Origin of the sequence: Allochromatium palmeri, assembly GCF_009720725.1 — a bacterium.
GTDB classification, from domain to species: Bacteria; Pseudomonadota; Gammaproteobacteria; order Chromatiales; family Chromatiaceae; genus Thermochromatium; species Thermochromatium palmeri.
Genome location: NZ_WNKT01000015.1, coordinates 23,820 through 35,395 on the forward strand (window position 1 = coordinate 23,820; position 11,576 = coordinate 35,395).

14 protein-coding genes are annotated in these 11,576 nt (G+C 56.9%); 9 read left to right on the forward strand and 5 right to left on the reverse strand.

All coding sequences use genetic code 11. The annotated features are described in order from the left end of the window. Nucleotides 1–39 precede the first annotated feature (39 nt). Complete coding sequence (locus tag GJ668_RS08830; protein WP_155449790.1) at nt 40–993, forward strand: GNAT family N-acetyltransferase; 954 nt, start codon at nt 40–42, stop codon at nt 991–993. Continuing rightward, complete coding sequence (locus GJ668_RS08835) at nt 990–1,538, forward strand: GNAT family N-acetyltransferase (RefSeq protein ID WP_155449791.1); 549 nt, start codon at nt 990–992, stop codon at nt 1,536–1,538. Before GJ668_RS08830 ends, GJ668_RS08835 begins: the two co-directional genes overlap by 4 nt. A gap of 284 nt (nt 1,539–1,822) precedes the next feature. Here GJ668_RS08835 and GJ668_RS08840 read toward each other — a convergent pair whose 3' ends face one another. The 5 genes from GJ668_RS08840 to GJ668_RS08860 form a co-directional block, all read right to left on the reverse strand. Beyond that, nucleotides 1,823–2,800 carry a polysaccharide deacetylase family protein gene (locus tag GJ668_RS08840; RefSeq protein WP_155449792.1) on the reverse strand — a complete coding sequence of 326 codons (978 nt, stop codon included), beginning with the start codon at nt 2,798–2,800 and terminating at the stop codon, nt 1,823–1,825. Between the two features lie 4 nt (nt 2,801–2,804). After that, nucleotides 2,805–3,416, reverse strand: coding sequence for a tetratricopeptide repeat protein (locus GJ668_RS08845; RefSeq protein WP_186342989.1), 612 nt, complete (start codon nt 3,414–3,416; stop codon nt 2,805–2,807). A 216-nt stretch (nt 3,417–3,632) separates the two neighbouring features. Further along, on the reverse strand, nt 3,633–4,544 hold the full coding sequence (locus GJ668_RS08850; RefSeq protein ID WP_155449794.1) for a hydrolase 1, exosortase A system-associated: 912 nt from the start codon (nt 4,542–4,544) through the stop codon (nt 3,633–3,635). After that, nucleotides 4,541–5,380, reverse strand: a complete 840-nt coding sequence (locus GJ668_RS08855; protein ID WP_186342990.1) for a hydrolase 2, exosortase A system-associated — start codon at nt 5,378–5,380, stop codon at nt 4,541–4,543. The genes GJ668_RS08850 and GJ668_RS08855 overlap by 4 nt, the downstream gene beginning before the upstream one ends. A gap of 10 nt (nt 5,381–5,390) precedes the next feature. Then, nucleotides 5,391–5,639: an acyl carrier protein gene (locus tag GJ668_RS08860; protein WP_155449796.1), complete on the reverse strand. Its 249-nt coding sequence runs from the start codon at nt 5,637–5,639 to the stop codon at nt 5,391–5,393. 141 nt (nt 5,640–5,780) lie between these two features. Here GJ668_RS08860 and GJ668_RS08865 point away from each other — a divergent pair, with 141 nt between their 5' ends. The 7 genes from GJ668_RS08865 (at nt 5,781) to GJ668_RS08895 (ending at nt 11,544) form a co-directional block, all read left to right on the forward strand. Next, nucleotides 5,781–6,458 (forward strand): GNAT family N-acetyltransferase, encoded by a 678-nt coding sequence (locus tag GJ668_RS08865; protein WP_155449797.1) that lies wholly within the window; start codon nt 5,781–5,783, stop codon nt 6,456–6,458. Between the two features lie 36 nt (nt 6,459–6,494). Beyond that, nucleotides 6,495–8,099 carry an acyl-CoA ligase (AMP-forming), exosortase A system-associated gene (locus GJ668_RS08870; protein WP_155449798.1) on the forward strand — a complete coding sequence of 535 codons (1,605 nt, stop codon included), beginning with the start codon at nt 6,495–6,497 and terminating at the stop codon, nt 8,097–8,099. Further along, the gene (locus GJ668_RS08875; protein WP_155449799.1) at nt 8,080–8,511 is read left to right on the forward strand and encodes a DUF29 domain-containing protein; all 432 of its coding nucleotides are present in this window, start codon (nt 8,080–8,082) and stop codon (nt 8,509–8,511) included. The genes GJ668_RS08870 and GJ668_RS08875 overlap by 20 nt, the downstream gene beginning before the upstream one ends. A gap of 57 nt (nt 8,512–8,568) precedes the next feature. Beyond that, nucleotides 8,569–8,850, forward strand: a complete 282-nt coding sequence (locus GJ668_RS08880) for a type II toxin-antitoxin system RelE/ParE family toxin (RefSeq protein WP_155449800.1) — start codon at nt 8,569–8,571, stop codon at nt 8,848–8,850. Nucleotides 8,851–8,863: 13 nt separating this feature from the next. After that, complete coding sequence (locus tag GJ668_RS08885) at nt 8,864–9,163, forward strand: HigA family addiction module antitoxin (protein ID WP_155449801.1); 300 nt, start codon at nt 8,864–8,866, stop codon at nt 9,161–9,163. A gap of 149 nt (nt 9,164–9,312) precedes the next feature. After that, a complete protein-coding gene (locus GJ668_RS08890; protein WP_155449802.1) occupies nt 9,313–10,293 on the forward strand; it encodes an Rpn family recombination-promoting nuclease/putative transposase in 981 nt (326 codons plus the stop codon). Between the two features lie 18 nt (nt 10,294–10,311). Next, on the forward strand, nt 10,312–11,544 hold the full coding sequence (locus GJ668_RS08895; protein ID WP_155449803.1) for a pyridoxal-dependent decarboxylase, exosortase A system-associated: 1,233 nt from the start codon (nt 10,312–10,314) through the stop codon (nt 11,542–11,544). Nucleotides 11,545–11,576: the final 32 nt, after the last annotated feature.

Genomic DNA, 11,576 nt, shown 5'->3' on the forward strand with positions numbered 1-11,576 from the left:
AAATTTTAAACCAACGCAGTTGATCAAAAGAGCCTACCGTTGAAGCTGGATTGCCAAAAAACCGACTACAAACTCCGCTTTCAGCTCAGCGAGCTGACGCTGTTCTCCGTCCGCATTCAGGTGTGTGCCCGGCAGCTCACACTGAGGGAAACTATGCGCCTGTCTACGCAGGCGGAGCCGCCAGAAATTACCATTCCTGAAGGCAGCAGCGCCGTGATGTTGCGCGGTCTGCCAGCCAACATGATTGTTAAATTTAGTGAACAGACAAGCACGACACTCTGCTATGTATTTTCCCGTTCCCCCCGTTTCTACATTGAATTGGAGGGCAGTTTCGATGACCATATCCAGCGTAATTGCTCCTCTAAGTCGCGTTCCACGCTGCGCCGCAAAATCAAGAAGTTTCGGGAAAAATGTGGCGGTGAGATCGACTGGAAGATCTATCGCAGCCCCGACGAAATAGCGGAGTTCCATACTCAAGCACTTGCCGTATCAGCCAACACCTACCAGGAAAAACTGTTTCAGGGCGGCATCGCTGGCGATGATCAATTCAAGAAACAGATGCTGGAAGACGCCGCGAAGGACAACGCCAGGGCCTATTTGCTGTTCGATCAAGGCAAGCCGATTGCTTACCTGTATCTGCGCTCGGACGAAGACGTCCTGACCTATGACTATCTCGGCTATCTGCCCGAGTACGGAAAGTGGAGTGCCGGCACTGTACTGCAGTGGCTAGCCTTGGAGTCTTTATTCCAAGAAAACCGCTACCAGCTGTTCGACTTCACCACTGGCTATGGTGATCACAAACGGCAGTTCGCATCTAACCAAGTCGAAGAAGCTAATGCTTTTTTTTTCCGCCCGACGCTGAAAAATCGGCTTCTTGTCGCTGGTCACCGAGCTATGAGCAGCTTCTCTGCCTGGGTGGGCGATATCGTTGATCGCTTAGGTCTACGCCAGAAAATTAAACACCTGATTCGTTTCGGTTTCAAGCAATCATGAGAACCTCGCTGCTGAAACGATTCGCACATTTTTTCGCCGGCGACTATGAAATTTACCGCATCTACCAATCTTCGGAGCGGAGTAATAAATCAGCCCTGCCTGACGCTACCCGTATCGAAAAAGTAGATGGCAAGCGCCTTAGCAGAGCAACATCGCCGGATCTCAGAGATCAGGCTGGCTATGCCGGAGACGGGGCGACTGTCTATGCCTACATCGAACAGGAAAATATCCTTGGTGTTTGCTGTTACTGGGAAGGCGAGCGTTACCGCAAGCGGAATTTTTGGCCCCTGCAGAACGACGAGGCCAAATTGGTGCAAATCGTTGTGACTCCCGAAGCGCGAGGTAAAGGCGTAGCCACAGCCCTGATTATCCACTCCTGCGTCGAGCTTCAAGCAAAAGGCAAAAGCCGCTGTTACGCACGCATTTGGCACTCCAATCATCCATCTATCCGCGCATTCGAAAAGGCCGGTTGGCAACGCATAGCCACCGTGATTCACCTCTGCCCTTTCGGGCGGGGTAAACGCATTCGCCTTATCCGAAAGTAAAGCGGTATTGACAACACGGATCAGAACCTTGATCGGACACCCTGAAGCTTAGCACTGAAAGTGAACGAACGGTGATCAAGGCCGTAATCGACATGGTGCACCTTAGGCCTGAGTCAGGACATCGATCGGCTTGCCGATCTGAATGTGCCGGTATATCAATAGAAAGATGCACAATACTCGAGCAATCTCGAAACGTTCAGAAGCCTTGGCCACAATTGCTGTCACTCCCGATGCCTCAGTTCTTTACAAAAACAGCCGGGCCAGGGGTCAGCTGGGGCGTGTCATCAGAGCAGGCGCCGCGCCGCCTGCTCCAGATAGCGCTGCCCCGTCGCCCTGGGTGAGGCATGGAGCGGTGCGGGCTGCAGGTCGACTTGCTTTGCGGCCATCGACCCTAGGCCAGTGAACCCACGCACGGCGAAACGGTCACGATGTCGGTCGAGGAAGCGGCACAGCTGCTGCAGTCGCCGCACGACGATCGGATCGCGCCGGTCCTTGGCCGGATTCAGCAGCTCGAAATTGTGCGAGACGATGACCACAGCACGCCAGCCCGCCTCGGCCGCACCGTTCAGGACTTGCGCCATCTCGCGAAACGAGCAGGCGGTGAGCTGGAGATGGCGCAGGCGTCCGCGCAGACCATCACGAAAGACCGTCACTGGATACACCGAGACCCCGGCGATGGATTCTGGCTGGACCAGCACCCGTCCAGGCGCGATATCGGCGACCCCGATCCGCGCGGCCGGATTATAGCTGGTCTCGAAGCTGATGCTGTTCACCGCTACGGCGCGCAGTGTATCTAAGTTGGCGGCGAAGCCGCCGGCCCGGAAGGCCGTGAGGGGGTCTGTGACGCCGGCGCCCGCCAGCAGATCCTTGCCGCAGCGGATGAGGGCAGTCTGGTCGGCTAGATTGAAAAGCCGCAGATACTGCATCTTCTGCGAGACGCGCGGCAGCGCGGGCGTCTGCGGGGCCTCATCGACCCATTCGGTATGCAGATGGAGCTGGACCTCATGGCCGGCGTCGCGGATGAGCCCTACGAGCTCCTGGAGGGGCTGCGCCCCGAAGCGCAGCGAGAACAGGGGTTCGACGAAAAAGACCCCGCGCAGGCCATGATCATTGAGGATGCGTAGCGTCATCGGCAGGCCGTACTCTCCCTGCCGGGTCGGACCGTAGACATAGCGGCGATACGCCTCCGGGAAACGCCGGTCGAGATTGTCCCAGGCGCCGCACCAGATTTCGGTGTCGACCGTGAAGAATACGTCGAGCATGGGTTCAGTCCGGCTTACTGGCGGTGGGTGTCTGCGCATCTGCGCCCGAGCTCAGGGCGGCGAACCGTTTCTTGAGCAGACTCGAGTTGGGTGAATGGAGCAGCCCCTCCTTCAGCACCTGCATGGCCTTTGCGTTATCGCCCGCGAATTTATAATAGCCGCTGAGACGGCTCACCGCCGGGACATAGCTCGGTTTGAGGGCGATGGCCTGCTGGAGGGCCCTGACGGCCTCGCTGTTCTCTTGCTGCATGAAGAGGATGCGGGCTCTAGCGGTATAGATCTCGGGGAGAAAAACGAAATGCGGGTCGCGGTTGTACGTTAAGACATAATCAATGTTGCCAAGAGCTTGGCTAAGTCTAAAATTCCTTTCTACTTGATTTAAAGAACGCATGGCGCGGTATTCGAAATCGAGTCCCCAGCAGAAGTGATGGAGATGCATGTACGATTTGCCATATATTTCGACATATTTGCTGATGGGTACCGGGTCGTTTGTAATATTGCGAATAAGCTGTGTTCCCCAGCAATATTTCGGAAGACGAACAACATCGGCCATGGTACTAACCATGCCATCACCATAGCTTTGATTCGTCGCTATCGTAAGGATGCCGGCGAGCAAGACCGCGCTCTTAAAGGGTAGGCTACGCTTCATACGGTTCCTCATTCGATATTTTTAGCTGACGTGAGGGTGAGCGATGCAGCCCCATAAAAGCTACTCGGACATATGACTAAACTCAGAGACCTGACTAAAATAAAATTTGCCCATAAAACTAGAGAATCGCTTCAGCGCAGGCGTTGCAAAATACCGTGACAACCATTTCATAACTTTATTGCATCAATTGTTAAAAAAAGAAATTTTTCTCACTGCTTCATAGGTAACCAGAGCCACTTCATTTCGCCAGGCTACGCTTGAGAATGTATGGTTAGCATCCGGCACGTAATGCCAGTCAACATTATCTCGCCTCAGCACCTTCCGCCACGCTAGATTTTTTTGTTTCAGCGTTAAGAACTCTGCCGCAACAAGGTCATTTCCGCTAAGTATAAAAAGCACATTTCCGCGAAATTGCTGTAAATTGACTTGCATTTTCTCAATAAAATTCGTATGCCCTACATTACTAGCTACTTGAGACCTATTACCACTACGCGCAGAGCTATCGAACAGCAAGGATTTACTTTTCGGAAAAAATGTGCGACGAAGAGACGATGAGAATTCCTGAAAAGATGAATGAATTCGCACCCCCCCGGAAAACAATTTTCGCCAAAATGAGATGCTAAGAAATCTAGTTAAATAATAGTGCTTAAGACGTGTGTAAGAAGCTAACTCCTCGGTATGCACCCAAGGATTGAGCAAAACAAGATTTGAAACACGCACATCTTGTTTAGCGTAGAGCAATGCTGCCGAGGCCGCATCACACAGCCCCCATAAAGTCACCGCACTTAAAGTGGGAACCTGTAAAAAGAACTCAGAAATAGCACAACGTATGTCTTCGTTGATCTCGGTAAAAGAGCGCTTATCGCCTTCACTGTCACCCATCCCTCGATAATCGAAACGTAAGCTAGCAACCCCAAATTTTGCCAGCTCGCGCGCTAGAAGGGTAAATTGCCGATGGCTGCCAGCCCTGTATTGTGGACCGCCGACCACGATAAGAACCCCCGTTTTGCATGTCTGCTCATGTGGTTTAGTAATCACTCCAACCAAGCGCTCGCCTTCGCAATCAAACACAACAGGCCATTCTGAAAAACTCATGGCAAGAATCGCGTCACGGCATCAAGCGTCGTTTCCAGCAACCCTGGACACTCGGTAATTTCCTGGGTAAGCCAAAAGGAGTCTCCCTCTACGCGAATCGATAACAGACGACATCCTTGATCAACCCATTTCTTTGCAGTCTTATCACTAGCTGGCGGCACTGGACTCTGAGCATCAGCGACGATATCGATCCAAATGGACTGACTCGGTGGTGTCATAGTGTCCAGGCGCAAGGATCCGATAGATTTGGCGAGTGATGGGGATAGCATATAGCCACCAACCTCTACTGGTTCGCCGACCCTGAGTCGTTCGCGCAGCTGCCGAGTCCCGGTTTGTGCACGACCTTCAGTCAACATCTCGCTAGCGAGCTTGATGCGTAGAAACTGATTGAGAAAAAGGTCGCCGTTAGTCACAGGATGCCATAGCATGACGCCTCCAACTTCCGGCAATTGAGCGGACACCTCAACGGCGAGAACTGCACCCAGGCGCAGCCCCCAAAGCAGGAGTGGTACATCCCCGCTTGTCTCGCGCATCCAGCGGACCGCACAAAGCGCATCGTCAACCCAACGATCCCAACGCGCATCGCTGAAATCTCCCCAACTGTCGCCACAGCCAGTCAAGTCCAGCAGTAGCACCGCATAACCTGCCATCGCTAGTCTTCGCGCCTGCAAAGCAGACATGCGGCGGGATTTATGCATCTCTTCAGCGAAGGGGGGGAGGTAAAGCAGCGCAGCACGAGGTGTGTTTTCCGCTGGCAAGATACTGACGCAAAACAGTCGACCCGCCTCACTTGGAAGAAAAAACGGCTCGATGCGGATGTTTTGTTGGGCCGACACGATGCAGGGCCTAGGCGAGTTTGCGCTCGACAAACGCCACGAGTGAACCGAGAGTGGCGAAGGTATCGGCGCTGATTTCGTCGTCGTCGACCATGAAGCCGAAGTGTTCCTCCAACGCAGTGATGATGCCCACCACCGCCATGGAATCCAGTTCAGGGATGGCGCCAAGCAAGGGCGAAGCATCAGTCAATGACTCGCCGCGCGGTCCAAGCTGAAGTGTTTGAATCAATAAGTTTTTTACAGTAACAAAAACGGTCATGGCTTGCGAAGCACCTACGGCTTGGGGCATAGTCGGGAGAGTTTAAGGCAGTTTAGTATCATTTGCCAAAACGTGCGCTAAGATTTCGTGCAGTTTGGCTCAAATTCTGAAACCAGGACTGGAAACTTCGGATATGAGTGTATGTCCTTGATCCGCAAGCTCGCCTCCTATCTTAGCTCTGCTACGGGTCGCTACTATCTAATGCGTCGAGCGCTGGCCCTGATCGGGATTCGGCGATTTCGCTATCTCCTGGTTGCACAGCCGGTTCCGCCACATCCCCTGCTCACCCGGCCACCTAGCGGACTAAAGATTCGTGCTATTGGCCCGGAAGAGTACCAATCAGGCTGGTTTCCCCGCCCGACTTCCATCATCGACTTCCGCTATCGTCAGGGGGCGATTTGTTGGGTGGCTTTTTCCAAAGAACAGCCTGTAGGCTGTCTCTGGATCGTGCCTGGCCCCTACCAAGAGGACGAGGTTCACTGCCGCTTCATACCGTACCCCGTGGGTCGAGTAGCCTGGGATTTCGATGTCTATGTTGCCGAAGACATGCGACTGACTCGCACCTTCGTGCTGCTCTGGGACACAGCCAATGCCTGGCTGCGGGAGCATGGCTTTCAGTGGACCGCCAGCCGCATCGACACCCTGAACGAGCGCTCGTGGCGAGCACATGCGGCCATGGGGGCGCGACAGGTGGGTGAAGCCATTTTTTGGCGGCTTGGGCAACATCAGATTTCCTACGGTGTCGGCGGATTGCACTACTGTATCTTGGGTCGCTCGCTCCCAGAGATCATCGTCGATGTGGATGCCGAGGCCCGTTGATGACGACCTTCACTCAGCCCGCCAAGGTGCGCTTGCATGACACAACTCATTCATCGCTCGACATTTGATCAGGCTGAACAAACGCCTGACGCTAAAGCACTGTGTTTTGGCGGTCTCTCCCTCTGCTATGGGGAGCTGTCCGAAGCGATTCAACGGCTCGCCAGCCTATACATCGATCAGGGACTCGCCAGGGGCGAACGGGTCGGGGTCTATCTGGAAAAGCGCCCGGAGACCGTCATCGCGCTCTTTGGCGCCGCCGCCGCCGGCGGTGTCTTCGTGCCGGTGAATCCACTGCTCAAGGCTGAACAGGTCGCGCACATCCTAGCCGACTGCAATGTCCGCCTCCTCGTGACATCCACTGAACGACTCGCTTTGTTGCGTCCCGTTTTACCCCTTTGCCCAGATCTGCATGCCATTCTGGTCATCGGACAGATGCCGGAGGACGCCGATTCAAGCCCGGTCAAACTGATAAGCTGGGACGCGGCACAGTCGTCATTCGGTCCAGGCACGACCTTCAAGCCCCATCGTGTCATCGATTCCGATGTCGCCGCGATCCTCTACACCTCCGGCAGTACCGGCCGCCCCAAGGGCGTAGTGCTGTCACACCGTAATCTGGTCGCGGGCGCAGCCAGTGTCTCAACCTACCTGGAGAACAACGCCCAGGACCGAATCCTATCGGTCTTGCCCCTGAGCTTCGACTATGGCCTGAACCAACTGACCACAGCCTTTCATGTCGGTGCCTGCGCGGTCCTGATGAATTATTTGCTACCGCGCGATGTCATCCGCGCCGTCGCCCGCGAGCGCATCACCGGCCTGGCCGCCGTGCCGCCGCTCTGGATTCAGTTGGCTGATCTGGACTGGCCGGAATCCGTCCATGAGCATCTACGCTACATCACCAACTCGGGCGGCGCCATGCCCGCAGCAACCCTGGCAAGCCTGCGCGCCAAGCTGCCACGCACCAAACCCTATCTCATGTACGGCCTGACCGAGGCCTTCCGTTCGACCTACCTCCCACCCGACGAAATCGACCAGCGCCCCGGCTCCATGGGCAAGGCGATTCCGAACGCCGAGATCCTGGTGGTGCGCGAGGACGGTAGCCCGTGCGTTCCGGACGAGCCGGGCGAACTGGTTCATCGCGGCGTCCATGTTTCATTGGGCTACTGGAACGATGCCCAAAAGACCGCCGAGCGCTTCAAACCGGCACCAGGTCAATCCCCCGGCTTACCCATCCCCGAGATCGCGGTCTGGTCCGGGGACACCGTCAAGATGGACGAAGATGGCTATCTCTATTTCGTCGGACGTCGCGACGAAATGATCAAGACCTCGGGCTATCGGATCAGCCCGACCGAAGTCGAGGAGGTCGTCTACGCCACCCAGCGCATCGCCGAAGTCGCAGCCGTTGGCGTGGCGCATCCAGTTTTGGGGCAGGCGGTCGTCCTGATCACCTATACACCCGATCATGACGACGAGACCAGCGCCGTGATCCTGGCCGAATGTCAGAAGCGACTCCCAGCCTTCATGGTCCCGACCCGGATCCTCGTCCGCCATGAACCCTTGCCACGCAATCCCAATGGCAAGATCGACCGTAAGCGGCTGGGAACCGAGCTAGAGGGTCTGTTCGATGCAACCGAATCTACATGACACGGACCGCCTAAGCTGGCTGGAGCAGCAGGTCCACTTGCTGCATACAGGCCGCTTGGATGCCCTGGACATCGAGCACCTGACCGAAGAGCTAGAGGCCGAGATGGGCAATGAGCGTCGTGAACTGTATCGACGGCTACGGATTCTGATCGGTCATCTGTTGAAATGGCACTATCAACCCGAGCAACGCTCAGCGAGCTGGGCCGGAACGATCCGCGTCCAGCGCAAGGATATCCTCAAGTTGCTCAAGGGTTCGCCCAGCCTGAAGCGCTTCATTGAGGAAGAAATCCGCGAGGCTCATCAGGACGCCGTCGATCTGGCGAGTTTCGAGACCGGCATCGACACTGCCAACTTTCCCACCGATTGCCCTTACAGTGTCGATGACTTGCTGAACGCCGATTATTGGCCCTGAGCCGGCAGGCAGGAACCACCTGTTGCGTCATATTGGTTATCGATATACGATCAAGGCATGTCGATCCAGTCATTCAAATGCGCTGACACGCGACGCTTGTTCGAGCGTCAACGTGTCAAGCGCTTCGTGAATATCGAGAGCCAGGCGCGGCGTAAGCTCAGTTATCTGGATGCGGCCTTCGACCTGTCCGACCTGCGTGTGCCGCCCGGCAATCGTCTGGAAGGCTTGAGGGGAGATCGCGCTGGCCAGCACAGCATTCGCATCAATGACCAGTGGCGTCTGTGCTTCGTCTGGACCACCGATGGCCCCACGGATGTCGAGATCGTCGACTACCACTAAAGGTGCGATCGTCATGACCGAAAAGCTGCCCCCCATACATCCCGGCGAGATTCTGCGTGAGGAGTTCATGCAGCCGCTGGGACTGTCCAGCAATGCCCTGGCGCGCGCCATGGGCGTGACTCCAGCGCGCATCAATGAAATCGTGCGCGAACGTCGCGGCATATCGGCGGAAACGGCACTGCGTCTGGCGCGTGTCTTTGGTACATCAGTCGAACTCTGGATGAACCTGCAACAAAGCTATGAACTAGAATGCGCGAAGGACGCACTCGGAGACACGCTTGAGCAGATCAAGCCGATCGGTCTCGCGGCTTGATGGCTATCAACTGGCGATCCGGTACCGCCGGTTCCGGCGCGGATCCTCGTCCGCCATGACCGCCTGCCACACCATCCCAACGGCCAGATCGACCGCAAGCGGCGGAGCCTCGAATTGGAAGATCTTTTTCAGGATGGCGACTCCAGAGCATGAACACCCACGATCCCAGCTATAAACTCCTCTTCTCGCACCCGCAAATGGTGCGTGATTTGCTGCTGGGTTTCATCGACGAACCCTGGGTCGCCGAACTGGACCTCGATACCCTGGAGCAGGTCAGCGGCAGCTATGTCAGCGACGACCTGCGCGATCGCGAGGATGACATCCTGTGGCGCGTGCGCTTTCGTGACCGCTGGCTCTACCTGTATCTCCTGCTGGAGTTCCAATCCACCGTCGATCCGTACATGGCGGTGCGCCTGCTCACCTATCTCGGGTTGCTGTATCAGGATCTCATCAAGCAGCAGGCAACGACCGAAACCGGCAAGCTGCCACCTGTACTCCCTATCGTGCTCTACAATGGCAAATCCCGCTGGACGGCGGCCACCGAGCTACTCGACCTGATCGAGCCCGCACCGGGGCATCTGCGTGATTACGCCCCACACTTGAAGTACCTGCTGCTGGACGAGGGAGCGATCGACGAAAGCGCGCCCTGGGCGTTGAGAAACCTGGTAGCCGCTTTATTCAGACTGGAAAAAAGCCAGGGGCTGGGGCCGCTCCACGACGCTGTCTCGGCTTTGATCGACTGGCTGGCCGCGCCTGAGCAGGCCAGTCTGCGCCGCGCTTTTACGGTTTGGATTAAGCGCGTGCTGCTGCCCGGACGGCTGCCCGGAGTCGACTTACCCGCAATTGCCGACCTACTGGAGGTGAAAACCATGCTCGCCGAAAGCGTCATCGAATGGACTGAAGACTGGAAACGCCAAGGGCTTGAGGAAGGCCGACGGCAAGGTCGGCAAGAAGGACGACAAGAAGGTGAATGCAGTCTGCTCGAACGCCAGTTGATAAAGCGTTTCGGTCCGCTCGACGTGGCCACTCGGGCGCGATTACGGGCGGCCGACACCGAGCAGTTGGAAGCTTGGGCCGAGCGGATTCTTGACGCCAATCGGCTCGATGATGTGTTCAACGCCAACGATTGACGCCCGGGAATCGCCGCCATGAGTTCGATCCGCCACACCGCGCCGTTGAGTTTTCCAGTCAGCGACAATCAGCTCGTCATCGGCGGCCTTCCCATCGCCCGCCTGGCCGAGCGCATCGGACGCACGCCCTTCTATGCCTATGACCGCGCCCTGATCAGCGCGCGCATCGCGCAACTCCGACAAGCCCTGCCGGACGAGATCCATCTGCATTACGCGATCAAGGCCAACCCCATGCCGGCCGTGGTCCAGCATCTGGCCGGCCTGGTCGATGGATTCGACGTGGCCTCCGGTGGCGAATTGAAGACCGTGCTCGACACACCCATGCCGCCGAATCAGATCAGCTTTGCCGGTCCAGCCAAGAGTCCCGCCGAGCTGCGCCAGGCCATTGCCGCCGGTATCGTGATCAATCTGGAATCCGAGCGCGAGTTGCTGGCCGCCGTTCAGGCCGGTGAGGCACTGGGCATCCGGCCCAAAGTCGCCGTGCGCGTCAATCCGGATTTCGAGCTGAAATCAGCCGGCATGAAGATGAGCGGCGGCCCCAAACAGTTCGGCATCGATGCCGAGCGGGTACCAGCCGTGCTGGCCGAAATGAAACACCTGGATCTGGAGTTCATCGGTTTTCATATCTTCTCCGGCGCGCAGAATCTGCGCGCCGAGGCCATCTCCGAGGCTCAGGAGAAAACGCTCGAACTCGCCATGCGCCTGGCCTTAGAGGCACCCTCCCCGGTGCGTGCACTCAATCTCGGCGGTGGCTTCGGCATCCCCTACTTCCCCGGCGAGCAACCACTGGATCTCGCCGCCGTGGGTGAACGTTTGTCCGAATTGTTGCCGGCAGCCCGGCGCGCGCTGCCGGATACGGAATTGATCATCGAACTCGGGCGCTTTATCGTCGGCGAGGCGGGTCTCTATATCTGTCGGGTTGTCGAGCGCAAGCTCTCGCGCGGTCAGGTGTTTCTGGTCACCGATGGCGGATTGCACCATCATCTGGCCGCATCCGGAAACTTCGGGCAGATCATCCGCAAAAATTATCCGGTGCTGGTCGCCAATCGGGTCGAGTCGGGCGAAGAACCCGAAACAGCGTCCGTAGTCGGTCCGCTCTGTACCCCACTCGACCTACTGGCTGATAAAATGCCGCTCGGTCACGCCCGTGAAGGCGATCTGATCGCCGTCATGCAGTCAGGGGCTTACGGCTTGACTGCAAGTCCGACAGCCTTCCTGGGACATCTGCCCGCGGTCGAGGTGCTTGTCTGAGGTCAGACCCTTACCCGCGTGCATAAAACACT

What these genes read in the sequence shown, in the direction of transcription:
- GJ668_RS08835 (WP_155449791.1), top strand. Translation starts at nt 990, where the DNA reads ATGAGAACCTCGCTGCTGAAACGATTCGCACATTTTTTCGCCGGCGAC.
- GJ668_RS08840 (WP_155449792.1), bottom strand. Translation starts at nt 2,800, where the DNA reads ATGCTCGACGTATTCTTCACGGTCGACACCGAAATCTGGTGCGGCGCC.
- GJ668_RS08850 (WP_155449794.1), bottom strand. Translation starts at nt 4,544, where the DNA reads ATGAGTTTTTCAGAATGGCCTGTTGTGTTTGATTGCGAAGGCGAGCGC.
- GJ668_RS08860 (WP_155449796.1), bottom strand. Translation starts at nt 5,639, where the DNA reads ATGACCGTTTTTGTTACTGTAAAAAACTTATTGATTCAAACACTTCAG.
- GJ668_RS08865 (WP_155449797.1), top strand. Translation starts at nt 5,781, where the DNA reads ATGTCCTTGATCCGCAAGCTCGCCTCCTATCTTAGCTCTGCTACGGGT.
- GJ668_RS08870 (WP_155449798.1), top strand. Translation starts at nt 6,495, where the DNA reads ATGACACAACTCATTCATCGCTCGACATTTGATCAGGCTGAACAAACG.
- GJ668_RS08875 (WP_155449799.1), top strand. Translation starts at nt 8,080, where the DNA reads ATGCAACCGAATCTACATGACACGGACCGCCTAAGCTGGCTGGAGCAG.
- GJ668_RS08880 (WP_155449800.1), top strand. Translation starts at nt 8,569, where the DNA reads ATGTCGATCCAGTCATTCAAATGCGCTGACACGCGACGCTTGTTCGAG.
- GJ668_RS08885 (WP_155449801.1), top strand. Translation starts at nt 8,864, where the DNA reads ATGACCGAAAAGCTGCCCCCCATACATCCCGGCGAGATTCTGCGTGAG.
- GJ668_RS08890 (WP_155449802.1), top strand. Translation starts at nt 9,313, where the DNA reads ATGAACACCCACGATCCCAGCTATAAACTCCTCTTCTCGCACCCGCAA.
- GJ668_RS08895 (WP_155449803.1), top strand. Translation starts at nt 10,312, where the DNA reads ATGAGTTCGATCCGCCACACCGCGCCGTTGAGTTTTCCAGTCAGCGAC.